General features: G+C 59.1%; 23 protein-coding genes and 6 pseudogenes. 9 read left to right on the forward strand and 20 right to left on the reverse strand.

The features are described 5' to 3' along the window. The 9 genes and pseudogenes from CLV89_RS23020 to CLV89_RS20615 all read right to left on the reverse strand — a co-directional run. A pseudogene (locus CLV89_RS23020) lies at positions 1 to 132 on the reverse strand (IS3 family transposase); the annotation flags it as partial. A gap of 67 nt (positions 133 to 199) precedes the next feature. After that, positions 200 to 461 (reverse strand): annotated as a pseudogene (locus CLV89_RS23025) (transposase); the annotation flags it as partial. A gap of 60 nt (positions 462 to 521) precedes the next feature. Then, positions 522 to 777, reverse strand: a pseudogene (locus CLV89_RS22695) (transposase); the annotation flags it as partial. A 97-nt stretch (positions 778 to 874) separates the two neighbouring features. Beyond that, a complete protein-coding gene (locus CLV89_RS20590; protein WP_106165491.1) occupies positions 875 to 1,801 on the reverse strand; it encodes a sugar kinase in 927 nt (308 codons plus the stop codon). Next, positions 1,798 to 3,198, reverse strand: coding sequence for a glucuronate isomerase (gene uxaC, locus CLV89_RS20595; RefSeq protein WP_106165492.1), 1,401 nt, complete (start codon positions 3,196 to 3,198; stop codon positions 1,798 to 1,800). The genes CLV89_RS20590 and uxaC overlap by 4 nt, the downstream gene beginning before the upstream one ends. After that, positions 3,195 to 4,610 (reverse strand): mannitol dehydrogenase family protein, encoded by a 1,416-nt coding sequence (locus tag CLV89_RS20600; RefSeq protein WP_106165493.1) that lies wholly within the window; start codon positions 4,608 to 4,610, stop codon positions 3,195 to 3,197. The genes uxaC and CLV89_RS20600 overlap by 4 nt, the downstream gene beginning before the upstream one ends. Then, a complete protein-coding gene (locus CLV89_RS20605; RefSeq protein WP_243395101.1) occupies positions 4,607 to 6,937 on the reverse strand; it encodes a glycoside hydrolase family 31 protein in 2,331 nt (776 codons plus the stop codon). Before CLV89_RS20605 ends, CLV89_RS20600 begins: the two co-directional genes overlap by 4 nt. A 23-nt stretch (positions 6,938 to 6,960) precedes the next feature. Next, complete coding sequence (locus CLV89_RS20610; protein ID WP_106165495.1) at positions 6,961 to 8,262, reverse strand: TRAP transporter large permease; 1,302 nt, start codon at positions 8,260 to 8,262, stop codon at positions 6,961 to 6,963. A gap of 11 nt (positions 8,263 to 8,273) precedes the next feature. Next, positions 8,274 to 8,771: a TRAP transporter small permease gene (locus CLV89_RS20615; protein WP_243395102.1), complete on the reverse strand. Its 498-nt coding sequence runs from the start codon at positions 8,769 to 8,771 to the stop codon at positions 8,274 to 8,276. A 275-nt stretch (positions 8,772 to 9,046) separates the two neighbouring features. Between CLV89_RS20615 and CLV89_RS20620 the strand changes: the two genes are divergently transcribed. From CLV89_RS20620 to uxuA, 4 genes are all read left to right on the forward strand, one after another. Beyond that, positions 9,047 to 10,021, forward strand: a complete 975-nt coding sequence (locus CLV89_RS20620) for a TRAP transporter substrate-binding protein (RefSeq protein WP_106165496.1) — start codon at positions 9,047 to 9,049, stop codon at positions 10,019 to 10,021. An 18-nt stretch (positions 10,022 to 10,039) separates the two neighbouring features. After that, entirely contained in the window at positions 10,040 to 11,851 is a 1,812-nt protein-coding gene (locus tag CLV89_RS20625) for a glycoside hydrolase family 2 protein (RefSeq protein WP_106165497.1), read from the forward strand. Further along, the gene (locus CLV89_RS20630) at positions 11,848 to 12,579 is read left to right on the forward strand and encodes an FCD domain-containing protein (RefSeq protein WP_009175524.1); all 732 of its coding nucleotides are present in this window, start codon (positions 11,848 to 11,850) and stop codon (positions 12,577 to 12,579) included. Before CLV89_RS20625 ends, CLV89_RS20630 begins: the two co-directional genes overlap by 4 nt. A 67-nt stretch (positions 12,580 to 12,646) precedes the next feature. Beyond that, positions 12,647 to 13,816 (forward strand): mannonate dehydratase, encoded by a 1,170-nt coding sequence (gene uxuA, locus CLV89_RS20635; protein ID WP_106165498.1) that lies wholly within the window; start codon positions 12,647 to 12,649, stop codon positions 13,814 to 13,816. 138 nt (positions 13,817 to 13,954) lie between these two features. On the opposite strand, the pseudogene CLV89_RS22700 reads toward uxuA, so the two are convergent. After that, positions 13,955 to 14,128, reverse strand: a pseudogene (locus CLV89_RS22700) (IS5/IS1182 family transposase); the annotation flags it as partial. 52 nt (positions 14,129 to 14,180) lie between these two features. Here CLV89_RS22700 and CLV89_RS22705 point away from each other — a divergent pair. Beyond that, complete coding sequence (locus CLV89_RS22705; protein ID WP_165798172.1) at positions 14,181 to 14,516, forward strand: ATP-binding protein; 336 nt, start codon at positions 14,181 to 14,183, stop codon at positions 14,514 to 14,516. On the opposite strand, the pseudogene CLV89_RS23270 reads toward CLV89_RS22705, so the two are convergent. From CLV89_RS23270 to CLV89_RS20660, 3 genes and pseudogenes are all read right to left on the reverse strand, one after another. After that, positions 14,430 to 14,672: pseudogene (locus CLV89_RS23270) on the reverse strand (integrase core domain-containing protein); the annotation flags it as partial. The gene CLV89_RS22705 and the pseudogene CLV89_RS23270 overlap by 87 nt on opposite strands. Next, complete coding sequence (locus CLV89_RS20655) at positions 14,642 to 14,938, reverse strand: hypothetical protein (protein ID WP_106165500.1); 297 nt, start codon at positions 14,936 to 14,938, stop codon at positions 14,642 to 14,644. The gene CLV89_RS20655 and the pseudogene CLV89_RS23270, both read right to left, overlap by 31 nt. A gap of 90 nt (positions 14,939 to 15,028) precedes the next feature. Further along, positions 15,029 to 15,925: a LysR substrate-binding domain-containing protein gene (locus tag CLV89_RS20660; RefSeq protein WP_106165501.1), complete on the reverse strand. Its 897-nt coding sequence runs from the start codon at positions 15,923 to 15,925 to the stop codon at positions 15,029 to 15,031. An 85-nt stretch (positions 15,926 to 16,010) separates the two neighbouring features. Here CLV89_RS20660 and CLV89_RS20665 point away from each other — a divergent pair, with 85 nt between their 5' ends. Beyond that, positions 16,011 to 17,198, forward strand: coding sequence for a CaiB/BaiF CoA transferase family protein (locus CLV89_RS20665; protein WP_106165502.1), 1,188 nt, complete (start codon positions 16,011 to 16,013; stop codon positions 17,196 to 17,198). Then, entirely contained in the window at positions 17,188 to 18,324 is a 1,137-nt protein-coding gene (locus CLV89_RS20670) for an acyl-CoA dehydrogenase family protein (RefSeq protein ID WP_106165503.1), read from the forward strand. The genes CLV89_RS20665 and CLV89_RS20670 overlap by 11 nt, the downstream gene beginning before the upstream one ends. 155 nt (positions 18,325 to 18,479) lie before the next feature. On the opposite strand, the gene CLV89_RS23275 is transcribed toward CLV89_RS20670, so the two are convergent. The 3 genes from CLV89_RS23275 to CLV89_RS22805 all read right to left on the reverse strand — a co-directional run bounded on the left by CLV89_RS23275 (position 18,480) and on the right by CLV89_RS22805 (position 20,432). Continuing rightward, a complete protein-coding gene (locus tag CLV89_RS23275) occupies positions 18,480 to 18,629 on the reverse strand; it encodes a hypothetical protein (protein ID WP_207796984.1) in 150 nt (49 codons plus the stop codon). 353 nt (positions 18,630 to 18,982) lie between these two features. Continuing rightward, the gene (gene rsgA, locus CLV89_RS20675) at positions 18,983 to 19,957 is read right to left on the reverse strand and encodes a ribosome small subunit-dependent GTPase A (RefSeq protein ID WP_243395103.1); all 975 of its coding nucleotides are present in this window, start codon (positions 19,955 to 19,957) and stop codon (positions 18,983 to 18,985) included. A 238-nt stretch (positions 19,958 to 20,195) separates the two neighbouring features. Continuing rightward, positions 20,196 to 20,432 carry a hypothetical protein gene (locus tag CLV89_RS22805; protein ID WP_106165504.1) on the reverse strand — a complete coding sequence of 79 codons (237 nt, stop codon included), beginning with the start codon at positions 20,430 to 20,432 and terminating at the stop codon, positions 20,196 to 20,198. Between the two features lie 231 nt (positions 20,433 to 20,663). On the opposite strand from CLV89_RS22805, the gene CLV89_RS20685 reads away from it, so the two are divergent. Beyond that, a complete protein-coding gene (locus CLV89_RS20685) occupies positions 20,664 to 21,131 on the forward strand; it encodes a hypothetical protein (protein WP_106165505.1) in 468 nt (155 codons plus the stop codon). Positions 21,132 to 21,264: 133 nt separating this feature from the next. Here the strand turns inward: CLV89_RS20685 and CLV89_RS20690 are convergent. From CLV89_RS20690 to CLV89_RS20705, 4 genes and pseudogenes are all read right to left on the reverse strand, one after another. Continuing rightward, positions 21,265 to 21,420 (reverse strand): annotated as a pseudogene (locus tag CLV89_RS20690) (integrase core domain-containing protein); the annotation flags it as partial. A gap of 60 nt (positions 21,421 to 21,480) precedes the next feature. Next, positions 21,481 to 22,245, reverse strand: a complete 765-nt coding sequence (locus tag CLV89_RS20695; protein ID WP_106165506.1) for an ABC transporter ATP-binding protein — start codon at positions 22,243 to 22,245, stop codon at positions 21,481 to 21,483. Beyond that, the gene (locus CLV89_RS20700) at positions 22,242 to 23,279 is read right to left on the reverse strand and encodes a FecCD family ABC transporter permease (RefSeq protein ID WP_106165507.1); all 1,038 of its coding nucleotides are present in this window, start codon (positions 23,277 to 23,279) and stop codon (positions 22,242 to 22,244) included. The genes CLV89_RS20695 and CLV89_RS20700 overlap by 4 nt, the downstream gene beginning before the upstream one ends. Further along, on the reverse strand, positions 23,279 to 24,214 hold the full coding sequence (locus CLV89_RS20705; protein WP_243395104.1) for an ABC transporter substrate-binding protein: 936 nt from the start codon (positions 24,212 to 24,214) through the stop codon (positions 23,279 to 23,281). The genes CLV89_RS20700 and CLV89_RS20705 overlap by 1 nt, the downstream gene beginning before the upstream one ends. Before the next feature lie 361 nt (positions 24,215 to 24,575). Here CLV89_RS20705 and CLV89_RS23035 point away from each other — a divergent pair, with 361 nt between their 5' ends. After that, positions 24,576 to 25,262: an IS6 family transposase gene (locus tag CLV89_RS23035; protein ID WP_243395105.1), complete on the forward strand. Its 687-nt coding sequence runs from the start codon at positions 24,576 to 24,578 to the stop codon at positions 25,260 to 25,262. Positions 25,263 to 25,807 lie beyond the last annotated feature (545 nt).

Genomic DNA, 25,807 nt, shown 5'->3' on the forward strand with positions numbered 1-25,807 from the left:
CCGGTAGTAAGTCTGAACCGTCACACCGATTTGCCGAACGGCTTCCTGAACCGAGCTCCCTTGCCCTTGCAGCACCTCAACCTGTCGCAGCTTCAGCACGATGTCCTCGGGCTTCTCTCGTTTGCCTGACATCTCGTCGTCCTCCTGAAAACGGGATATTCCTATCCCAAAAGGTGGACCACTTCAGTGGGGGCACTCCAGCCTCGGTCAGGATCATCTTGTCCAGCGTCAGATCACACACGGCACGTCGCAGACGGGTATTCTCATTCTCCAACTCCTTCAGCCGCTTCAACTGATCTCGGCTCATGCCACCATACTTTTTACGTCTTCGGTAACAGGTCTGCTGCGTTACGCCGATCTGTCTGACCGTGTCTGTGATCGAGCTGCCTTGTCCTTGCAGCACTTCAACCTGCCGCAGCTTCAGCACGAAGCTCTTCGGGTTTGTCTCGCTTTCCAGCCATCTCTTGGTCCTCCTGAAAATGGGATAATACTATCCCAGTTGGTGGACCACTTCAGTGGAGGGACGCCAGACGCACCATCATCCGAGCGAAAATACCTTTCTCACTCCAGCGCTTCCGGTGACTATAGAGCGTTTCCGGGGCTTACGCGGCCCCACCGGGGCCACGGTCCCCTTCAACTGTGGCAGCCATAGGCGGCAGGAGCATCGCGCCACCTTAACCCATTGCGGTTGATGAAGATAATTCCGCTCAAAACACGCTTGTCATCAACTCGAGGCTTGCCATGAGATTTCGGAAAGAAAGGTTCCAGACGTGCCATCTGTTCGTCGGCCAGCCAGAAAAGATCGCTCCCAATCACCGCTCCGTTTTCCGGAACATGAATCAAGCAGCGTGGCCGAAATCATTGCATCCTAACCCTAGGCTTTGGGTGTTGATTTGGCCAATGATGCGCGACGTTTAACAACCAGCAACGCTCCGGGCACTTGCAAGACGCGCGCGGCATGTTTGTGCGCGGTAATCAAGGCCTCTTTGGGTGCGGCGCCTTCCAGGCGAGCCGCCAGCCATGCCGCGTTAAAGGCATCACCCGCGCCAGTCGCATCAACAACGGGCCTTGCCAATCTTTTGGCAGCGACACCCAAAGTGCCTTTTGAGCTGGAATAGAGCGCAGGACGCGCTGCGTCTTTTACCACCACCTCCCCTGCTCCGAGGCGTGTATAACGCGCCACAGTTGCTTGAGGCGTGGCATCCCCAAACAGCGCAGCATCGTCATCAAAGCTCGGCAAGATCACATCTGATCGCATCGCTGCATCCGTCAAAACTGCGCGACAGTCTTCTTGGCTGCTCCACAATTTTGGTCGGATATTGGGGTCGAATGCAACCTGCGCACCTGATGCGGCAATTGCAGACCAAAGTGTTTCGCGGGCCGTTGGCGATAGAATGGCCAAGGTAATGCCGGACAGGCAGACCAGATCGGCCTCTTGCAAGGCACGTGCCAAGGCTGCTGGATCATCGGCGAGCTGTCGCGCAGCGGATGTTTCTCTCCAATAGTTAAAGGCTCGATCACCGTTTTCCTGTCGGATCAGGTATAAGCCGGGAGAGGCACCTGAAATCTGGCGAATGTGGGCGATACCCACTCCCTGCAATTGGATGAAGTCCAACATGGCCTGCGATGTGCTATCGTCACCTACGGCGCTCAGATAGTCGACGCTATGAGCTGGGCCCAGCAGGTACCTCAGGTGCCATGCCATGTTGAAGGTGTCGCCTGCAAACCCCATGCGATAGAGCCCGCCGTCAACGGGGGCCATTTCAACCATGCATTCTCCGATAACGACAATTCGTGTCATTGCGGCTCCAGAAACCAGGACTTGGCGTTGTTGTAGCAGATGTCGCGCACCAGCCGGTCGAGCAGGTCCGCGTCATCCGGCAAATGGCCCGTCTCGGCCCAGCGGCCAATCATGCCACACAGCAAGCGGCGGAAGTACTCATGCCGCGGAAAGGACAGGAAAGAGCGGCTGTCGGTCAACATTCCAAGGAATGTCGACAGAAGACCGACCTGGGCCAGGGTACGCATCTGCGCTTCCATCCCGTCCAGCGTGTCATTGAACCACCAGGCGGCCCCAGCCTGTATCTTACCGGGAACCGAACCGTCCTGAAACGTACCCGCTGTTGCGGCAAGGATAGGATTGCGGGAGGGATCTAGGCCATAAAGCACCATGCGCGGTAGTTTCCCGTCGCGATCCAGCCGATCCAGCAGAGTGCTAAGCGGACCGGCCATATCGGTGTCGCGCATGCTATCCCCGCCTGCGTCTGACCCGATCCCATGCAGCAGCCTGGACGCACCGTTGCGCACAACGTTCATGTGGCACTGCATCACCAACCCTCGTGCGGCATAGGCCCGTCCAAGGGCGTCAAAGAGCGCTGCGCGGTGGCCCGCCGCCTGTTCCGGCGTGACGGGTTGCCCCTGTCGGGCGGCCTTCAGCGCCGCGTCCAAATCGAAGGCACCAGGGATATCAGCGGCATCCAAGTGATTGATCCCATGATCGGCTGCCCTGCACCCGTGCTGCACGAAATGATCCAGCCGCAGGAAAAGAGCCGCGACCAGATCATCAAAGGAGCGGATCGGATGCGTGAGCGCCTCCAGGCTGTCGATGTAGGCGGCGAAACCAGGCGCCTCTATCTGCACGGATTTGTCGGGGCGGAAGGTCGGAACCACCCGGATGTCTGAGCCTGCCATCGCGGCATGGTGCTCCAGGGTATCAAGCGGGTCATCTGTCGTGCCGACCAACTCAACGTTCATTTTTCGCAAGAGGCTTTGCGCGGAATATCCTTTTTCTCCGAGCTGCGCATTGGCCGCTTCCCAAACGTTATCGGCGGTTGCGGGCGACAGCACTGTGCCGTTCAGATCAAAGTAGCGCCAAAGTTCCAGATGTGACCAATGATGAACCGGGTTCAGCACGGCGCGGGGCATCGCCTCCGCAAAGGCGTCGAATTTTTCGCGCCAGGTTGCAGCGCCTGTCACCCGAGCCTCGTCAATGCCAGCCCATCGCATGACGCGCCACTTATAGTGGTCATGGGCGAGCCACATCTCACCCAGATTTTCCCATGTGCGATCACCGGAGATTTCAGCCGGCGGGAGGTGATTATGATAATCCACAATCGGCAGATCTGTCGCGACCTCGTGGAACAATCGTCGTGCGGTCGCAGTGTCGAGCAAAAAATCCTGTTGGAGGAAACCCGTCATACGCCCAATTCCTTTGCGATGGTTGTCACAGCCGACTTTGCCCCGCCCTGCAAACGGTCAAATGCCGCGCTGATTGTGGTTTGGAACTCTGCTCGCGCGCGCAGGGCGTCTGGAACCAAGGACGGCAGCGACAGAACCCCGGCGACTGGATCATCGCCAAGGGCGGCCCGACGCAGGTCATCTTGTCGTGGATCCGGAACAGGAGGCAGGCTACGCAACCCTATAATCCAAGCAGCCACCGCCACGGCCGAGACCGACCAATCACGTTTGGCTTCAAGGTTGGCAGCTATCGGGGCGAACAGGCGTTGCGGCATCTTCTGGCTGCTGTCGCTGGCGATCTGATCCAGTCTGTGTCGGAGCCGGGTGTTTTCAAACCGCTTTAGCAACTCATCCGCATAGGCTGCGAGGTCAATACCTTCAAGCGGACGCAGTGTTGCGGCCTGTTCGGCCAGCATCAGGTGGCGCACTAATGCGCGTAGCTCCTTGTCGGCCATGCAGTCTGCCACTGTCTGATGTCCCAGCACCTGACCCAGCCAAGCCAAGGTGGTGTGCGCACCGTTGAGCAGTCTAAGTTTCATTTCCTCAAACGGCTGAACGTCTGCAACCAGCATAGCTCCACCCTCTGCGAAGGGGGGGCGTCCATTGGCAAAGTCATCTTCAATCACCCATTGCCTGAAGGGTTCGCACAGAATCGCATTCGGGTCGGCACGACCAAGAGCGGATGTGACCACGGCATGGCTGTCATCGGTCATGGCAGGCACGATCCGGTCCACCATCGACGAAGGGAACCGAACGTGGCTCCTGATCCATTCAGCGAGATTTCGATCCAACGCCTCCGCAAACCCCAGCACAGCGGCGCGGGTGAGCGCGCCGTTATCCGGCTGGTTGTCACAAGACAAGATGGTGACCCCGCCCAGTCCCGCTGCGCGTCGGCACTGGAGGCCTGCAACCAACACACCGATGGCAGTCGTGGGTGCCCCGCCTGCCAACTCAGCCTGAATGGCCGCGTACTCCAGATCGAGCTGGCCTTCTTTTGTGCAGTATCCTTTTTCGGTAATGGTCAATAGGATCACCGACATGTCTGGAGTCGCGATCAACGCGGGGATTGCATCCTCCCCATCGCGGGCGGGATGACAGGTGCCGCACAGGACTCCGATTTCGCGCAGTGTTATGGTGTCGCTATCTGCTTCGGCGACGTGATACTGCCCCTGCACCTCATCCAACCCATCCAGAGCTTCAACACCGGAATTCAGCCGCGCGGCGACCACGCCCCAATCACCACCCTCGGCCACAAGACCATGGTGGAGGAAAACCATCGGATGGGCGCGGGCAAAGGCACCAAAGCCAATATGCAGGATGCGTGGTTTCAGAAACGTTCGTTCGTAGGGGCAAGGAATGAGGGCGCTGGTCATAAATCGATCCTAGTATCCGTCTTCAAAATGCGTCGTTCACCAGCCGGCAGGACCACCTGTGCCTCCGGCAACACCGGCGCGCCGTCGCCCTCTCTTCTGGTAGTCAGGCTGATGTGGTCTTGGGTGCTGTGCAAGACGAGATGGGACAGGCACCGCTTGCCGGCCTTTGTCACACCGTCGTCCTCATAAAGAAGACTGGTGGTTTCCTCTTCACCTTGAGCAGGGAAGACAGCCAACAGACGTGCGGTCTCTGCCTCGGGCGCTGCGCGATTTGCGCCCTGCCCCATCGGGATCACGGCGCCGCCGCGGACGAACAAGGGAATGGTGTCCAAGGTGACAGGAACTGTCAGCCATTGGCCGCCTTCGTGCCACAGGCCAGTGTGAAAATCCCACCAGCCCCCGGGATGTCGCGGCAAATAGACGGAGCGGGCCTCGACACCCTTGTCGAGGACTGTTGCCACCAAAAGATCCCGCCCGAGAAGGAAGCTATCGCTCTCCTCCCAGGTTTGACTATCCGCGCCGAAATCAAGGAACAAAGGTCGTAGCATCGGCTCACTGCGCTCTGCCGCCTGCCACAGGCAGGTGTAGAGATAAGGCAGAAGCTGGTACCGCAATTCTATCGCCGCGCGGATATGATCCGTCACCTCAGGATACATCCAGGGTTCATTCACTGTGGCGTCATCATTCCATGAATGGATGGTAAAGCGCGGATGGAATATACCGTTTTGAACCCAACGTACGAACAGTTCCGGTTCCGGTCGCGGTCCGGAGAAGCCGCCGACGTCATGGCCAATGTTGTAAAAGCCGGAAACACTCATCCCAAGGCCCATCCGCTGGTTCCAGCGCAAGGTCTTCCAATCTGTGCGGTTGTCCCCACTCCAGGTCTGGGCGTAGCGCTGCAATCCCGGCGAGCCTGATCGGCTGATGAGATAGGGCCGCTGCTCCGGAGCATGGGCTTCCTGCGCCTCCATCGACGCGCGTGTCATCAGGATGGGCATCACGGGGCGCATCAACGAAATGTCGATTGCCTCGCCGAAACCCGCACATTGAGCGTGTCGATCCCAAATTTCATATTCGTTGTTGTCGTTCCAAGTTGAACCTATGCCGCGTTGCAACAACGCCTCGTCGACATTCTGCTTCCACCATTCCACAGTCGCCTGGTTGGTGAAGTCGAGATGCGAGCCTTCGTCGTCCCAAAAGACTGAACGTTCTGGTCCGCAGTTTGCATCTGTTTCAGCGCTCGCGCGCACGAACAGCCCTGCATCCGCCACCTCGGCGTAGCGCGGATGCTCCTGCAACAGGCAAGGTTTGATGTTGGCGATGAGATGCACCCCCTTATCAGCGAATTTTGCCGCCATTGCCTCGGGGTCGGGCATCTTTTCATCATTCCAGTGAAAGACGTACCGCTTCGTCCCGATCGAGGTGTAGCCCGACGACATCTGAAAACTGTCGCAAGGGATGCGATGCTCGGCAATTTTTGTCAGGAAACCTTCCAGCTGCACCTGTGCAGCCGGCGCATCTGTATAGGACATCGTCGACCCGGAGTAGCCCAGGCTCCAGCGTGGCGGAAAGGCGGTGCCGCCGGTCAGTTGCTCTTGTTGTTTGACCAAGTCGAGCAACTCAGGCGCCCATGTCATATAAAAATCGAGATCGCCGTCCTCGGCACGATAGGCACGATATGGGGCATGGTAATTGTCCAATTCATTGCCAAGATCGAACCAACAACCGGCCAGATTGTCGTAGAAAATAGACCAGCACCCGGCGCTCTGGGTCCTGGTCAGAGTGAAAGGCACGTGCTTATAGAGCGGATCGGTGCGCTCTGCATCATACCCCATCGCATCTAAGTTGCGCATTTCGTAACGTTGACCAGCACGGTTGAGCGGCCCTGTCTTTTCGCCAAGCCCGAATACCGGTTCTTGCGGGTGTCGGGAGAGGAAATGCGCGTGGGCATGATCACGCAGGCCTAGGTGAATGCCGCCGGTTGGGCGATCCTCGGCAAAGACTTCCCAAGCTCCATCCACCTTAGCTTCCCAAACCATTTGCAGCGGCGTCAAAAGACGAAGCCGCATCGTCTCGGTCGACAAGACGAGTTCCGTCTCGCTCTGCGAGATTTGGGGGGAGGGACAGGCAAAGCCGGATGTGTCGTCGCGGCCGCGTCCCCCCCATGGGGCATCTCCAGCCGGCGCCACAGTCCATGTCCGTCCCAAACGCCACGCTGCGTCTTTTTGCAGGGACACGCGAAACCTATTTTCCTCCAGCACGCAAAGATGCAGCAGGTGGCGACCTTCGACGCGCAGGGTCACACCGGTGGCGGTTTCCGCCTCCAAAGCCCAAGTTTTAAGGCACTTCATTACTGATATCCCAATAGAAGACGCGGCAGGAAGAGGCTGATATCAGGCACATAAGTGACCAGCATCAACAGACCGAACAACACCGCATAAAAGGGCAGAAGTGGACGGATCACCTTGGCAATAGAGGTGCCGCCGACGGAGCACCCCACAAACAGGGCGGACCCAACAGGCGGCGTGCAGATACCAATGCAGAGGTTTAGCGTCATCACGATGCCAAAATGCACAGGGTCCATGCCAAGACCTTTGACAACTGGCATGAAAATTGGCGTGAAGATTAAGAGCGCCGGTGTCATGTCCATAAAGGTTCCGACAACGAGCAGCGCCACGTTTATCGCCAGGAGAATGGCGATCGGGTTGTCAGACAGGCCCAGCAAGAAATCCGAGATCGCAAAGGGAATGCCACCGAAGGCCATGGCCCGGCTCATCGCGATGGACGCGCCGATCATCAGCAGCACGACTGAAGTGGTGACCGCACTCTCTATCAGGATTGCAGGCAGATCCTTTATCGTGATTTCGCGGTACCAGACCAGTGCCAAAACCAGAGTGTAGAGTACGGCTGCAGCCGAGGCCTCGGTTGCCGTGAAGACACCAGAGATGATGCCGCCCATCACGATCACGACCAGGCCTAAAGGCAAGACTGCATCGCGAGCGGCCACCATGACCTCACTGAGGGCTGGACGGGGCGCAACGGGATAGCCGCGCCGCTTAGCGATCACGCCAGCCACGATCATCAATCCCAAGCCCATCAAGATGCCGGGCAAATATCCCGCGACGAACAAAGCAGCGATGGATGTTCCGCCGGTGATCAAGGAGTAGACGATTAACGTTGCTGAGGGCGGTATCAGCAGGCCTGTCGGACAGGATGCAATATTGACCGCAGCGGAGAAAGCAGGGTCGTAGCCCTCTTTCTTTTGCAAGGGCGCCATCACGCCGCCCACCGCCGCTGCAGAGGCCACGGCGGATCCGGAAATGGATCCGAACATCATGTTGGCAATCACATTGCAATGGGCCAGCGCGCCTGGAAGCCGACCGCCCAGCACCTTGGCGAAGTTGATCAACCGCATGGCGATCCCGCCGCGGTTCATAATGTTCCCTGCCAAGATAAAGAACGGAATAGCAAGAAGCGTAAAGCTGTCCAGCCCCGACGCCATTTGCTGTGCGACGATAAACAGGGATTGGTCCACCCCCATAAACAACAAGAACGTCGCGGTGGTCGCGATACCAATCGCAAATGCAATCGGCACACCGAGTGCCATCAGCACGGCAAAGCTGCCAAAGAGAAGAAAAATAGCTGTCGTCATGTCGCGCCGCCTTAATCCAGTGGTCCGCCGAGCGGGGCCGTCTCGCCCAGCTCCGGCGTAGAAGGGCCGTCACGCCACAGCTCGAACGCGAAGATCGCGCAGTAAAACAAGATGATCGCGCCCGCGAAGGGGATCGCACCGTAGACCAGCCCCATAGGCAACTGCAGCGCTGGCGTGACCTGACCAGAGGCCATCGTCTTGAGGACAAGCTGACTGCCACCCCGGATCATGACGAAAGCTGCAAAGCCAGCAATGGCGAACAGGACGAACGCCTCGCTCACGGTCCGTGCTCGTCCCGACAATTGCTGGGTTAGAAGGTCAATCGCCAAGTGTCGGCGCAAACCTAACGTGTAGGCCCCTCCGATCAGGGCCAGCCACATAAAGAGAAAGCGTGCCAATTCATCGGTTACCGTGCTGGGCGTGCCCAACACGTAACGACTGATGACCTGCCAGCTCACGCAGGCCACGAGCACCACAAATATCGTTGTAATGACCGTTTTGAGGAGCATGTCGACCCACGCTCTCATGAATGACCCTTGCCACATTTGCGGGTTTGTTCGATCCGAGTCATAGGCTCCTCCCTCTCTCCGGTCCTTCACTCTTGCCGAGGACCCTTGCTCAGACCATCCGATTGGTCAACCAATTTGTGCTCAAGACGTAGTTTTCCTCAAGTATTACGACCAATTTCGAAGTTTTGGTTGACTGATTGCTGGCTTTAGGGAAGATTTCCGGAGTATTGGTTGACCAATTGCCGGTCAGACCGAAACACTTGGGAGGAGAGACCATGACCAAGACGTTTACCGCCGCATTGTCTGCGCTGGCACTGGCCGCATCGGTCGGCGCTGCAGGCGCGACCACATTGAAACTTAACCACAATAATCCGCCGGATCATCCGGTCCACATCTCCATGCAGATCATGGCAGACCGCGTGGCCGAGCTGACCGATGGCGAAATCAAGATCCAGATCTTCCCCAATGCCCAGCTCGGCACTCAGCGGGAATCGATGGAACTGGTCCAAAACTGCGCTCTGGAGATGGCACGCTCCAATGCGTCCGAACTCGAGGCATTCGAGGAAAGCTATTCTGCGCTCAATCTGCCTTACATCTTCTCGTCCGAAGAGCATTTCAACACGGTAATCACCAGCGACATTGGCCAGGACATCCTGAGTTCCTCTGTCGATCAAGGGTTTCGCGGGGTCGCGTTCTATACCGAGGGTGCGCGCTCCTTTTATGCGCAGAAGCCAATCATGTCCCCGGCAGACCTGCAGGGCGTAAAAGTGCGCGTTCAGCCGAGCCCCTCCGCCATTCGCATGGTCGAACTTCTGGGCGGCAACCCGACACCGATTTCTTGGGGTGAGCTATATAGCGCCCTGCAGCAAGGCGTCGTGGACGCGGCAGAAAACAACCCAACCGCCCTGACCACCGCACGCCACGGCGAAGTTGTCAGCGACTTTTCTTTGGATGAGCACACCATGATTCCCTCGGTCGTTGTGATCTCCAACTGCGCATGGGACGGTATGACTGCTGATCAGCAAGAGGCCCTGCAGACTGCTGCGCTCGACTCCATGGCCGCGCACCGCGAGGCGTGGAACGCAGCCTCTGACGCGGCGATTGAGGAAGCGAAAGCCACGCTGAACGTCAACGTCCACATGGTCGACAAGGCGCCTTTCGCTGAGGCTGTCCTGCCAATGCATGAGGAAGTGGCGGCAAAGTCCGAGCACCTTGCTGATCTGATCGACCGCATCAAAGCGGCCCAATAAGCGACAGGCACAGGCACCATGCTCGAACGTTCCGAACTCGCAGATAATGCGCTGCAAGCTTTGCATGACGAGGATTACGACCGTCCTTTCAATACGCAAAACCTCAACGCCGACACGCTGATATTCACCCGAGGCCGCCAAGGGCAGTCTTTGGATGGGGATTGGAGCTTCTGCGTCGACCTTCTGGATACCGGCCTGCGGCAAAAATGGTTCGCCATGACGCCAGAAGCCCCAGAGGATCGAATCGAACCTTGGGATTATGACCCCTACATGGGCGAAACGGTGCCTGTGCCCTCCTGCTGGCAGATGCAAAAAGAAAAGTGGTACTTCTTTGAAGGCTCTGCCTGGTATACGCGTCCGTTGACGCACGCCCCTGTGCCGGGGCGCCGGCAGGTGTTACGCATCGGTGCGGCGCAGTATGATTGTAAAGTGTTTTTGAACGGTGCTTTTCTCGGGAACCACTACGGGGGCTCCACGCCATTTTGCGTGGAATTGACCGAGGCCCTGAAGCCGGGGCAAAATTGGCTGATGCTCTGCGTCAACAACACGCGCACGCGGGACCGTGTGCCGATGCGAAACACCGACTGGTTCAACTATGGTGGCGTCTATCGCGAGGTCACGCTGTATGATCTACCGTCCGTTGTGATCCGCGATCTGTTTGTTCGCCTTGAGGGGAATGCGATCCGCGTCTCGGTCGCAGTTGATGGCGCGTGCGCGTTAGCGCGGTTTTCGATTCCCGAGCTGGGTATCGACGCGGAGCTGCCCTTGATCGCAGGAAAGGGTGATGTGACGCTTGCCGCCTCACCCGAACTGTGGTCGCCGGACAATCCCAAGCTCTATGACGTGTCGCTGAGCGCAGGTGCGGATCAGGTACAAGATCGGGTTGGGTTCCGCAGCATCTCTCGCGAGGGAACCGAGATCCTGCTAAACGGCAAACCTCTCTTTCTACGAGGCATTTCCGTGCATGAAGACGATGCAACGCAAGGGAAGGTCACCAGCGAGACCGACATCCGTCGCCGGTTTGCCCACGCCAAGGAACTGGGATGTAATTTCCTGCGCCTTGCCCATTACCCACATCACGAAAGAGCAGCCGAGATTGCTGATGAGATGGGCTTGATGCTCTGGGAGGAGGTCCCGGTCTACTGGGCGATCGACTTTTCCAACCCCGCAACTCGGCGGGATGCTGAGAACCAGTTGCGCGAACTCATTCGCCGCGACCGGAACCGCGCCAGCGTGATCATCTGGTCGGTGGGCAACGAAAATCCTGACACCGATGCACGGCTTGATTTCATGCGCGGGCTTGCAGATCTTGCCAAGGACGAAGACCCGACCCGCCTGACGTCTGCCGCCTGCCTCGTGAACCACGCAAAGCTAAAGATCGAGGACCGGCTGGCTGAACATATCGATGTCATTGGCTTGAATGAATACTATGGCTGGTACGAAGAGAACTTTGACGAACTGGGTGAGATTGGCCGCAATTCTGCGCCTGAACGCCCCGTGGTCATCTCTGAAACCGGCGCGGACGGCGACAGCACCGAACATGGACCAGAACGCGGACTATTCAGCCTCGCCTATCAGGATGAGGTTTACGCCAAACAGATCGCGACACTCCGTGCGCTAGATTATGTGAAGGGCATGTCGCCTTGGATCCTCTATGATTTTCGAGTGGAACGGCGACAGGGCATCTTTCAGCGCGGCTGGAACCGTAAGGGACTGATCGCCGGCGACAAGGCGACCAAAAAACCTGCATTCCACCGGTTGGCCGCCTATTATGCCGAACGCGCGGCAGTTGAGCACCAACCACCATTAGCCCCCGAGGAGACAGCATGACCCAATACCGGCGCTATCAGGACGTGGCACAGGCCTTGCGGGGTGTGATCCGGGAAGAAGGGTTTGCCGTCGGCGACCGCCTACCCCCGGAACGGCAGCTCTCCGAACGGCTTTCAGTGTCGCGGTCGCTGGTACGTGAGGCATTGATTATGCTGGAAATTGATGGGCTGGTCGAGGTTCGCAAGGGCTCTGGTATCTATCTGGCCACGCCCTCTGCAACAAAGGCCCCGCCTGAGCGTGACGATATCGGCCCATTTGAGTTGCTGCAGGCGCGCCAGCTTCTAGAAAGCTCCATCGCCGCCTTTGCCGCCGAGATGGTCACGAAGAACGACATCACGCGGATGCGCGAAGCGCTGGAGATGGAGCGCGCCGATATCGAGGCCGGCAGCACGGATCACTCCGGCGACGAGCTTTTTCACCGGCTGATTGCTGAGGCAACGCAGAATTCGGTACTGGTGGACATGGTCGATGAGTTGTGGCGCAAACGGGACCAGAGCCCGATGTGGGCCAAACTGCACGACCGTATCTTTGATGCCGGGTACCGCCAGAACTGGCTTGAAGACCATCAACAGATCCTGACCGCCCTGCGTACCAAAGATCGCGACGGTGCGCGGGCTGCCATGTGGCAACACCTTGCCCATGTCCGGGAAACATTGATGGAACTGTCTGATGTCGATGACCCGGCCTTCGACGGCTACCTCTTTCAATCTATTTCCGCGCCGACCTGAGGCCGGAGACTGCCAAAGCGCCTTTAGCAAGTAGGCGCGCTCCTAACGATAAGAACACGAGGATCGCATGATCGAAACCTGGCGCTGGTTTGGCCCGAATGACCCCGTAACGCTGGCCGATATCCGTCAGGCCGGGGCCACTGGCATTGTGACGGCCCTACACTCTCTGCCCAATGGCACCGTCTGGCCAGTCGAGCAGATTGCCGCGCACCGTGACATGATCGCCGCGGCGGGACTCACTTGGGATGTGGTCGAAAGCGTGCCCGTCCACGAAGACATCAAACGCGCGGCGCCGGGGTGGGAAGACAAGGCGGACGCCTGGGCCCAGTCCATACGAAACCTCGCAGCCTGTGGCATTAGAACAGTGTGTTACAATTTCATGCCGCTGTTGGATTGGACCCGAACAGACCTGACGTATCCCCTCTCTGATGGTGCGTTGTGCCTGCGTTACGACGCAGTGGACGCGGCGGTGTTTGATATTCATATCCTCGCCCGGGACGGCGCCGATGCGGACCACAGGCCGGAAATCGTAACACACGCAGCTGACCGGTTTGCGAAGATGACTGAACCGGAATGCGAGGCACTTACGCGCACCATCATAGCTGGCCTTCCCGGCGCTGAAGAGAGCTTTGACCTTGACAGTTTCCGGTCGCATCTTGCTCTTTACGCCGACATTGATGCGACGCGACTGCGGGCTAATCTGGCCGCCTTTCTTCAACTTGTGGTGCCCGTGGCAGAAGAGGTGGGCGTGCGGCTGGGTATCCATCCAGACGATCCGCCTTTTCCCATTTTTGGTCTGCCGCGTGTAGCCTCGACCGCAGAGGATCTAGACCACGTCGTCCACATGGTAGAAAGCCCCGCAAACGGCCTTACGTTCTGCACCGGGTCGTTGGGCGTGCGTGCGGACAACGATCTACCGGCCATGCTGACACACTTCGGGGAGCACGTGAATTTCCTCCACCTGCGCGCCACACTGCGCGAGAAGGATGGCATCAGCTTTCACGAAGCTCCGCATCTGCTCGGCAACGTCGATATGGTCGCGGTATGTAAGGCAGCGCTGGCTGCGGAGTCTGCACAGGGGCGCAAATTACCATTCCGGCCGGACCACGGCCATATGCTAGCCCATGATCAACGCGTCGACAGCACGCCGGGCTATCCCTACATTGGGCGCCTGCGTGGGCTGGCAGAATTGAGAGGAGTGCTTCACACGCTGGATTGGCTGCAAAGAGCCGAATGATCGGCCTCAATCCACGCCCGAGGGTCAAGACTTCGGTAACGGGGTTGCTTTCAGTCAAGTGATTTTACGCAAAGCAATTCAGTTGGCATCGTTGCAGAACTCCCTCTTGAGGCCTGACGACCACTTTCCCCTCCGAACTTAGACGACGCGGGTGATCTCGGCCGTGCCGAGTGCGTTGAAGCGGTTGATGAGGTCGATTCGGATGTGGGTTTCGGCAGTTTGGCGGTCGGGGGCTCTTGCGGCAATGCGCTCGCCGAATGCCTTTAAGCAGCGCATCTTTGCCTCGTTCCGGCTCCGGACGTGGTACCCTGTCCCGTATGCCCGAAGAATTCGAATTTATCCGTCTCGAAGGGACAGCGTCCCCTTGCGGGCAAAGTACAAACGGACAGACCTTCTGATCTTCGACGACTTTGGCGTCAGCACGCTGAAGTCCACTGGCAAGCATGACCTTCTGGAACTTCTGGATGACCGCATCGGTGAGCCCGCCACCATCGTTTGCGGCCAACTCCCCGTCGAGAACTGGCACGCCTTCATCGACAATCCAACGATTGCGGATACAATACTTGATCGGCTGATGATCGCTGCACATCGCATCGAGCTTTCCGGCCCATCCTTACGGCGAAAAGCAAACTGTCTCCGGTACAGATCGGTGTCGGTGCGGATGATCAAGGATCTCAGCCGGGATCAGCCGCCCGTGTGATGAGTGCAGGCGTATTTCGTTGTGATAAGCAGTCCACCTGCCGATCCAGTTGCGGGCCTCGGAACCGGTTTCGAAGGCGTTCGGGTAGATGCATTCGTACTTCAGTGATCGCCAGCCCCGCTCGATCATGCGATTGTCGATCCAGCGACCGTGACCCCGGTGGGGCAGCGAAAGCGCTGCGAAGCATCCCGTTCCGTGACCAACTGGCCGATCTTGGCGTACAGCATTTCGGAGTTCCTCTCGGGAATCTGCGGCTCGGCCAATGAGGCGTCGTCGAACGCCGACGCCATGCTCTCGATGGCCGTGTTCGTCGGGCGTATGTTGCACTTGTTGGCCAGTTCGGCCGCGCTCAGTTCCTCGCGGACGGCCTTCAGTGTCACCTTCGCCTTGAACTCCGCTGAAAAGCGCTTTCGTTTCGTCAAATAGGGTCGCGTCGCCCTCAGGTGCTAAAGCTCAGCAACTGCTCCAAATTCCCGCGACCACCTCTATTCGCGCCGGGGGGCATCTGGCGGTCAGGGCGATGGGCTGAAAAAGGTTTCGGCAAATGCGATAAACGCTTGGGTGATTGGCCGTTTGAGCGCCGCGCCGCGATGGGCAAGGGCTATCTGATGCTGCGGCGGGCGCCCAGCGAGGGGAACCCGGATCACCGCACTGCCATCATAGCACGGGGCGACTGGCAGGTCGGTCGCCAGCAGGCCAACACCAAACCCGTTGGCTACCATTGTCCGCAGCATTTCAATCGAGCCGGTTTCGTGGGCCACCCGCACCGGAACACTTGCATTCTGCAACAGAGACAGGAAATAGCCGCGGCTGTGGGGCAAGTTCATTAGGATGACCGGCTCCTGCGCCAGATCTTCGGCGCGAACGCTGGGCTGTTGTGCCAGCCTGTGCCCCTGCGGCAGCAGGGCGTAGGGTTTCGCTGCCATCAGAGGCGTGATGACAAAATCGGACGGAATGCCAAAGTCGTAGAGCAGCGCCATGTCAATCCGACCTTCGCTGAGCCAGTCGAACAGTGTTTGCAGGTCGCCTTCAAGGATACGGACTTCGGCGTCGGGACGGGCGTCCAGAAAGCGGCGCACCAGCTGCGGCGCATAGCGTGGGCCGAGGGTTGAAAACACACCCAGATTCAGGAATTCCGGCGTACCCTCACCGCCGCTCAGGACCCAGCGCGCCTGTTTCTCCAGTTCCCGCAGCTGCGCGACCTTGTGCTGCCCGACGGGGGTCAGCTCCATCCCGCGCCCGGGAATGCGGATAAACAGCTTTTGCCCGAACACTTCCTCACAGCGGGCAATGGCCAGCGAAACCGAAGGCTGAGACGTGTTCAGCGCGCGGCTCGCCGCGGCGGTGCTGCCGGTGTCCGCGACCGCCAGCAGGATTTCAATCTGTCGGAAGTTCAATGGTATATTCATTTAGGTATACCCATCATATGCAGCCTGTATTTCTAAATATATCCAATCTGAAGCTACCTTCCAGCAAGCAATTGATGGTGGGTGCATGTTCGAAGACGATAAAACAGCAGGCCGCAGGCCGCTAGAAGGGGTCCGCGTTCTGGACTTTTCCCGAGTTCTGGCAGGGCCCTACTGCACTGCGCTGATGGCCGACCTCGGGGCGGAGGTGATCAAGGTGGAGCCGCCCGCGGGCGATGACTACCGCCACATTGGCCCGTTCAGGGACGGCGAAAGCCTGCTGTTCCAATCGGTGAACCGGGGCAAGAAATCCATCGTTCTGGATCTGAAATCCGAGGACGGGAGTGCGGCTGCATTGGCGCTGGCGGAAGAGTGCGACGTGCTGGTCGAAAACTTCCGCCCCGGCGTGATGGAGCGGTTCGGGCTGGGTGCGGACAAACTGTGCGCGGCCTGTCCCCGGCTGGTCTATGTTTCTGTCTCCGGGTTCGGCCAGACAGGCCCGAACCGGTTGCTGCCGGCCTATGACATCATCATCCAGGCGATGAGCGGGCTGATGGATATGACCGGCGCCGAGGACGGCCCGCCGATGATGGCCGGAGATGCCTTTGCCGACGTTGCAGGCGGCATGTTCGCGGCCTTCGGAGCAATGGTGGCGCTGTTTGACCGGGAACGCAGCGGCAGCGGGCGGCATGTTGATCTGGCGCTTTATGACGCTCTTGTCTCGATGATGCCGGTGGCCGCCTGCCGCGCGCTGATGGCGGGCGAGACGCCAAGGCGGACGGGCAGCAAACATGCGCTGTCGGCCCCCTTCGGCACCTATCCGGCCGGGGATGGTAGCTTCACCGTCGCCGTGCTGAACGACCGGCTGTTTGCGCGCTTCGCAGCAGCCATCGACGCGCCGGAGTTGGCGGACGACCCACGCTTTGCCAGCGATGCCTTACGGCAGCATAACGAACCTGCTTTGGCGCAGCATATCGAAAGCTGGGCCGCCGACCTTAGTGCCCAGGACGCAGTGGCGGTTCTGTCAGGCGCAAGCATTCCAGCCGCGGCGCTGTGTTTGGTGCCCGAGGCCTGGGGCTCGCCGCAAGCGCAGGCGCGCGGGCTGGCTTCGGCGGTAGAGCACCCTGCCCTTGGCACGCTCACGGTGCCGGAGCAGCCGGTGCATTTCAGCGGTGCGCCCCGTGGCAAGCGCCAGTCAGCGCCCGCTTTGGGCGCCCACACCCAGAACATACTGCAACAGCTTTGGCAAAACAGGGAGAGCCCCGATGAGCGTTGATCTAAACAGCGAAGAACAGGCCGTCACCACCCAGATCGAACGGTTTTCCAGCGAGGTTCTGGCACCTGCCGCTGCGGCAATCGATGCAAAGTCCCAATTTGCAACCCTGCACCGCGCAGCACTGGCAGACATGGGAATTATGGGCATGAACCTGCCCGAAATGTATGGCGGCATCGGTTTGTCCGGGCCTGCGCTTTATTGCGCGGTGGAGGCTGTCGCGGGGGCCTGCGGTTCTACCGCCTCGATGCTGACGGCCCATTTCCTGGCGACGGATTCACTGCTTCTGGGTGCGGATGAGGTGCTCAAACAGCGCGTCCTGCCAGCCGCCGCGGCGGGTGAGGCACTTGGCGCCTTTGCTCTGACAGAACCGATAGCTGGCTCCAATCCTGCGGACATGCGCAGCACCGCCACCCGGGACGGCGAAGGTTACCGGCTGAAGGGCTCCAAATGCTTCATCTCCAACGCGGGCGAGGCCGATTTCATCGTGGTCTATGCCAAGACTGACAACGAGGCAGGCGCTCGCGGGGTCAGCGCCTTTGTAGTGGAACCGGGCAAGACTGATGGTGTCGACATCGGCAAGCACGAGGAAACCATGGGCCTGCGCGGCGGTCATGTATTCCCGATCTCGTTTGACTGCCATGTGCCCGCGAAAAACCGGCTGGGCGACGAAGGCACCGGGTTCCGCACCGCAATGAAGGTGCTGGACAACGGCCGTATCGAAGTCGCCGCACAGGCCACCGGCATTGCGCGCGCCGCGCTGGATGCGGCCGTGTCCTATGCCAAAGAACGCGAGGTCAGCGGACGGCCGATCAGCAGTTTCCAAGGGCTGCAGTGGATGCTCGCTGACAGTGCCACTGAACTGGCTGCCGCGCGGGCCTTGGGCCTGCAAGCCGCACGCAAGCGCGGCACCGGCGAGCGGTATTCCTCAGATTCGGCCTTTGCCAAGCTATATGCCAGCGAGGCCGCCTGGCGCATCGCAGACCGGGCGCTGCAGATCCACGGCGGCTACGGCTACACCCGCGACTTTCCGCTGGAACGCTACTTGCGCGACTTGCGGATTTTCAGGATTTACGAAGGCTCCTCGGAAATACAGCGAACCATCATTGCCCGCGAACTTCTGAGTTAGCTTTCAGGTGAGCCGCATGTCTGTGTGTGCAGCGCAGGTAGCTGCTGGCCCCGATGAGGTCCGCTGAAATAGTCCCAAATCGCTTCGCGGACGACGACGTGTCCCTGACCTTCGGCGGGGAGTCTCGGCTCGCGGGGCGACATTGCTCCATCATCTCAATGGTCTTGCGTGACAGGTGTTCTTTTCTCAGCGATTTCAGGAATGCTTGGCCAATCGCCGTGAAGCACCGACTTTGCAAATTTCACGGCGCTCCCAATCCCCTGGGCAATCACGATGCCAAACTCGCCTAACAGGCCGCGCAGCATGTTGCTGAGCTGGGTCCGTTGCCGCACGATCAGATCACGACGCGGTGGAAGAACAGAACGCCCTGCTGTTCCTCAGTCCTGATCGCCACGAAACGCATCGTTGGGCGCGTCACGCCTCAAAGATTACTCCTGCGTCGATGTCGTCCGACTTGCCACGTTCGACATGAGCCTTCATATCCATTGCAGGCATCCGCATTATGGCGCAGCGCGCCGCAGGTGGAGCAGGAGCCATCCCCCACCTTCAACGGACATCAGTGCAGCATGCCGCCTTGAGTTGAGGACCGCCAAGGGCCCGCTTGCGCGCCCGGCAACGAGCGGCGCTCTTTGTGCGGAGAGGCTTGGGTTAGTCCGGCTCAGCGCCGTCGACCCCGCACTGACATTTTCTTGTTCCCGCGCGCGCCCGTCACAACGGGCGTGTTCTGTTCGTTTTCATCCCTCAACTTACTCCACCGCGCGAGACGCGCGGGATCTAGCGTCCCAGCGGAGACCGCGGACTGCACCGCGCAACCGGGTTCATGCTTGTGCGTGCAATCGCGAAATCGGCAATCGGGAGCCAGCTCCGTGATCTCGGCAAAAAGCTCATCGAGACCCGCTGATAGATCGCTTACATGCAAGGTGCGCATTCCCGGCGTGTCGATCACCCAAGCACCACCTTCGATGGTGTGCAGGGAACGGGATGTGGTGGTATGCCGTCCTTTTGCATCATCTGCGCGGATGCCCCCGGTGGCTTGCGCCTCATCTTCGGATTTCTGAGCCAGAGTATTTAGCAGCGTTGATTTGCCCACGCCGGACGATCCGATCAGCGCCACGGTCTGTCCCGCGCCGCACCAAGGCGCGAGGGCAGCAATCGCATCCTGTGACTTTCCGTTGATCGAGACCACTGGCAATCCCCGCTGCAACGCCGCGGCCTCGCGCTGGAATTTCGCCGCATCAAGCGTCTGATCCACTTTGGTCAACACGATCACAGCGCCAGTTCCTGCTTCGTTGGTCAGAGCCAGGTAGCGCTCCAGGCGGGCAGGATTGAAGTCGTCATTACAGGACGTGACGATAAATATTGTATCCACATTCGCTGCGATCAGTTGCAGCTGCCGCGCCCCGACGGTCTGACGTTGCAGCAGCGAGTGGCGGTCCAGTCGGCGGGAAAGCTGATGACTGTGAGGATCGGCGAGAACCCAATCCCCCACGGCGAAATCTGCAGTTGTCATCGCCGCAGGCAGACTCAGTTTGGCCTGCCCATCAACAGAGACAGCCGTCATCTTCGACCGATGCACCGCGGAGACCCGCATCGGCTCAAGACCTGCGTCTTCAAGGCCAAGTTGACTTTGCAAGGCGGTTGTCCAGCCAAGTGCGTGCAATGATGCGGGGATATGATGGTCTTGCTTTTCCACAAATCCCTGAATGGTGTGATTGAGCCTTCATGGCAAGTGTTGCGGCGGCACCGTTTCCGGTGTTGCACCTCATGACTTCAAGTTCATGGCCTGACGGGGCCCTCGCAAAGACGAGCATCCCCAAAAATGTGGTTTGCGATCTGGATGCCTGTCCAGCACTCCCGCTCGTGCTCCAGCGTCAGGTTGGCATCGCCCCGCCCGTACGGTCGTGCAGGTACTGGCTCATGGCCATGATCACCCCAACCACACCCTTCATGCCCAGCCAGCCGCCATTGATTAAGTCGCGTTTAGGCCCAAGGTCGGCGAAGCGCAGGATTGCGAAACCTGCGAATATGCAAACACAGATCCACCTTCGGGAGCTGACAATCCATTGCGGAAACCGCATCTGTCGACCGATGCCGCGACGCGGTCCCATCAGATTAGTCAATTGCAGCGCTTGCGAAGATAGGACGATCCGGAAGCATTTGGAGTGCGTGGCCAGACGCCTGTGCGGTGTCCACGAGAGTGAGATATAGGCGCTCCGGTCACGTCTTCTTCACTGAAGCAAGATTGTCAGGAACAACATTGGATGTGGCGTGTTGATGGCTTGCAACGGAGGCACAAGCCTCAAACGAAACACTGCGATCCTGAAAAGGAGGACAACACGATGAAACGTTTTGCACTGACCACGGCCGCGATTTCCGCCCTGATGGCTGCTCCAGCAATGGCTGATCTCAACACAGCGGAAGCCCAGACCTTCAAGGAAATGAAAGAGTTCTATCCCGCGCTCGACCGCAAAGTCTTTGAGCAGGTAGACGTGAACAAAGACGGCGTGGCCGATATGGCAGAGGTTGACGAAGCCGAGCAGTCGGGTGTCCTGAACGAAGAGTTGAGCGTTGCACCGGACAACGGCACCTATGACCCATCTCCGAATGGTGTGGACGAGGCAGGTGCACTGACCTTCTCTGAGCTGAAGGAAGAGTACCCATCGCTTACCAAGAAGGTCTTCGAAGAAGTCGACGTGAACAAAGACGGTGTCGCAGACATGGCTGAAATTGACGAAGCCGAACTCTCCGACGTGTTGGAGCCGGGCATTGGTAACACGGCTGAGGGCCAGTCCTATAATCAAGGGTAATACTGCCCCACTCGCTGCAGCAAATTGTTGATGGCGAATAGAATTGAAAGGGTCCTTCCCGCGAAGGGAGGGGCCCTTTATTCTAGGTTCAGGATGCATTGATTTCCGCAAGACCGCGTGGTTCACGGCTTCAAGAAGAGAGCGGCCTGGCGTTGTAAGAATCGTAGCGCCACAGCACCAGCTTGCGGCGGGCATCGTCCAGGGTATCGAACAGTTCTTCATTGAGAAGCTCGTCCCACAGGCTAGCGTTGCATGCCTCGATGATTGCATGCTGCTGCGGTTTTCCGGGGGCTCCAATTGGATCTCAACCCCGGTGTTTACTTCATCGTGACAAGCGATGCCGCCTGCCTCATTCCGGGCTGAACCTGATATGCGGGTGGTCGGCCCCCGGCATTCCGACGATCTGGGCTGTGACGCGGAACACTTCGCGAAGGGTCTTTTGCGTCAAGACCTCTTCGGGCGTGCCACAAGCCCGGACAGCTCCGGCCTCCAGCACTACGATCCGGTTGCAGAACATGGCAGCAAGGTTGAGGTCGTGCAGTGCGACGACGCTGGTCAGATCCAGATCGCGAACCATACGCAGGATCTCGATCTGGTGGTGAATATCAAGATGGTTTGTCGGCTCGTCGAGGAACATCACCTGCGGGGTCTGCGCAAGAGCGCGGGCGATATGCACGCGCTGACGCTCGCCCCCCGACAAGGTCTGCCAAGCCTGTTTCCTACGCGACGCCATATCGACACGATCCAGCGCATGGGCCACTGCGGCCTCATCCCCCTCGGACCAGCCTGCAAGGGCAGACCGGTGCGGGGTCCGGCCAAGCCGCACGACATCCGCTACGGTGACATTCGTGTCGGTGGCCACGCTTTGCTGGACAAAGGCAACCTGTCGTGACAACGCCTTGCGGGGGACCTGCGCAATGTCCTGCCCGTTGATCTCCACTTGGCCAGACATGGGGCGTTTCAAACCCGCCAGAAGCCGCAAGAGGGACGACTTGCCCGATCCGTTGGGGCCGATCAGCCCCACGGTTTCCCCCGGCGCAACCATCAGCGACACGTCCGACACGATGGTGCGGCGCTTGACGCCCCAAATCAGGTTTTTAGCAACAACGCTCATGTCTGCGGCCTCGCGCGGTAGAGGATAATGGCGAAAAACGGGACGCCGACCAGCGCTGTGACGACCCCGATGGGCACTGTCTGCTGTGTAGCGATCAAGCGCGAGGTGATGTCTGCTATCACCATGAAAACCGCACCGATCATGGCGCTGGCCGGCAGCAGCCGCATGTGCAGTGGGCCCACCAAATATCGCGCCGCATGCGGCACCACGAGGCCCACGAAGCCGATCGCACCGACCATACTGACGATGGTCGCGGTCAGAAGCGCGGTCACGGCGAACAGCACGAGGCGTATACGGGCCACTGGCACGCCGAGCGCCGCCGCGTCTTCGTCGCCGAAGGTGAAGGCGTCCAGCGACCGCGCCATCCAGATACAGATGGCGAGGCAGGCGATCACGACTCCGAGCAGAAGCTGGAAATCCGGCCAGCGCACTCCGCCGAAGCTGCCCAAAAGCCAGAACATCACGTCCCGCGCCTGCTGTGCATTACCCGAGGTTGTCACAATGTAGGAGGTCAACGCGTTGAAGAGCTGCGAAGCCGCGACCCCCGCGAGGATCGTGTGGTTCGGCCCGCTCGTCGCGCCGTTGGACAGCAGCGCCACAAGCGCAAAGGCAGCGAAGGCCCCGCCAAAGGCCCCAAGCGAAAGTGAAAGGCCACCCGCGCCAATGCCCAGCACGATGACACAGACCGCCCCGGTCGAGGCGCCCGCAGACACGCCAAGCACGAAAGGCTCGGCCAGCGTGTTGCGCAGAAGCGCCTGTAGGATCGCCCCGCAGATCGCTAGCCCGGCCCCCGCCAGCGCCGCGACCAGCGCGCGACTTAGGCGCAGATTCCAAACCACGCTTTGCTCGATAGGCGCGATCCCAGCGCTGGTCAGGCCCACTTCGTTGGTCACGGACAGGAAGACCGTCCGCAAGGGTATGTTATAATCGCCAATCGCCGTCGCGGCGGCGACGGCGAATATCAGGACGATCAGGGACAGGCAAAGGAAGAGGACGAGCCGCGCGGCACCGCCCTCTGACGTGTCATAGGCCATCACGGTAGATCAAGCGCCTTCAGTTGATCTGCCACCTGCTCGGCACCGTAAAGGGTGCGAATGCTGGGGTTCATCGCAGCGCCGTTCATGACAACGATCCGACCGTTTCTGACCGCATCCATCTGGCTGACGGCGGCGGCCGCAGTCAGGAAGTCGATTTTGTTCTCGGCGGTGTCCAGATCCCAACGGTTGCGATCCACCTGCGCCGCGACAAAGACTGTCGGGTCAGCAGCTATGATGCTTTCCCACCCCACGGCGGGCCAGTCCGCCTTTGTCACGATGGCGTTGGAGCCGCCAAGGATGTCCGCGATGTAGCCCGACGGGCCATTGCCACCGCCAAGATAGGCGTCATCGGCGGGCGACGGGCTGGAGAACCAGAACAGGAAGGTCAGGCCCTCGGTCTCTGCGAATTGTTCGCGCAGCGCCGCTTCGCGTGATTTGAAATCCTGGATCAGTGCTTGCCCGCGGTCAGCGACATCGAAGATCCGCGAGAGGTCCTCAATCTCCTTGTAAAGCAGGTCCATGCTCCAGAGTTCAACACGCGAGCCGTAGGCATCGTTCGCGTCCAGCGTTGTGGAACAGGCGCTTGGCGACAGGTATGTCGGAATGCCCAGCTCTTCGAAATCCGACCGTTTGGCGACTTTGCTATCGGGACCAAGCAGGGTGGTGAGCATGGCGGCTACGAAGTCGGGTTGCGTCGAAAACACGGCTTCCAGCGTCGGGAATTCCACTGTCAGAACTTCGATTTTCTCGTTGGCCTCAGCCAGTTCGGGCAGCACAGAATTAGGCCAGAAGGCGGTGGCGGACATCTTGTCTTCCAGGCCCAGCAACAGCATGATTTCGGCGCTATTCTGCCCCAAGGCCACGGCGTTCTGCGGCGCCTCTTCGAAGGTAACCGACTGGCCGCAGTTATCGATCACCAAGGGATATTCCATCAGCATTCTAAAGTTGCAACGGCCAGCCCTCGAACCCAAGCGGTCAAGCTCTCCCGACGAGGCCCAAGTGGCGGGCTTGACCGTATCTGCGGGCAAGTTGTCTCGTTCAAATGGTAGCTTCGAACAACGGACACCGGACGTACACAGCATTAGGGTGTGGACAAGCCGCTCCATAGGATCTCTTTGCTGGCCTGCGAACTCATCACTTGTAAGACAGGTGCAGATTTCACCACGCCACGATTCATAACCAATAGATGACGAGAGCTGTGAGGGCGATGGCCGAAAGGAGAACCTTTGGGGGTGTTGTCACGTTAAGGGGCCTGAGGTTGCTGGTGCATTGATCTGGGCATAGGCGGTGTCGATGCTTACACAAAAAATCAGCTACAAACGCCACCGGTTTCCGCCACAGATCATTGCTCATGTTGTCTGGCTCTACGCCCGGTCCAACTTGAGCCTGCGCGAGGTCGAGGAGCTGATGCTGGAACGTGGCGTGGACGTTTCGTATGAAACGATCCGGGGCTGGACCGTCAAGTTCGGCCCGCTGATCGCCCACGCTCTACGGCGACGGCAGCCGCGCCCCGGCGATGTCTGGCACTTGGACGAAGTCGTCGTGAAGATCGCGAGCCAGTCGTACTGGCTCTGGCGCGCCGTCGACCAACACGTTGTCGTTCTTGAGGAAATCCTTCCACCGAGGCGAGACAAGCGCGCCGCAAAGCGGGTTTTAATCAAGCTGATGAAACGTTGGAGCTTCGTGCCCAAAAGGATCATTACGGACAAATTGCGATCCTATGGTGCTGACCTGCTCATCAACGAAAAGGGATGGCAGGATTACATCCTGCGTCACGAGCTGATCCATCACTGGCGGAACGAACAGTTCGGTGCTGTGCAGGGCAGCCGGTTGCCCCGATGGTATATCGAAGGCATGGCCTACTCCGTCAGCCAAGACCTCCGGGACCCTTTGCCTCGAACGGATATTCAGGCATGGCGCGCTCAATTCAACGCGTGGGTGCAAGAGGGAAATGAGTGGCGGCAACCACCCCAAGGATAGCGTTTGTGATACGATCCTGCCCCCTACCGGAATCTACCCCGTTTTGGTCATGCCCGATTTGAAAAACACACATATACTGCCATTGCGCTTCACCTATCATGCTTTGAAAAGCTAAGGTCGAATTTGCCTAGATCGCGGGCATTTTCTTCGTACCAATCAGAATGTGCTCATAAGCACCGTTAGACTTAAGGCCCAATTCAAGCGCGTCTAAAAACTTCGCATCATCTTGTTGTGGGTGATCTTCGTGCACCAAAGCAGTTTTAGCCGCCTGGAGTGCCCCCACTTCAGTGGGGGCACTCCACTCGCATTGGTCACTGTTTCATTCCAACAGGAGAGAAGAGTGCCAGACCTCAATTGCTCTAAGTCCAATGAGGTCCGGAGTCAGCCCAATCACGACCTTCATGCAAGGCGCAGCGGAGGCGCTGCTGCAAGCGCAAAAAACTTCCCGTGAGCGGATGAGGTGGATGGCTCCTGCTCCACCGGCATCGAACGTGCCAAAGTGCAGTTGTCATCGACTGCAAGGAAAGGAGCCACCCAATGACAGT

Origin of the sequence: Tritonibacter scottomollicae (genome assembly GCF_003003215.1) — a bacterium.
GTDB classification, from domain to species: domain Bacteria; phylum Pseudomonadota; class Alphaproteobacteria; order Rhodobacterales; family Rhodobacteraceae; genus Epibacterium; species Epibacterium scottomollicae.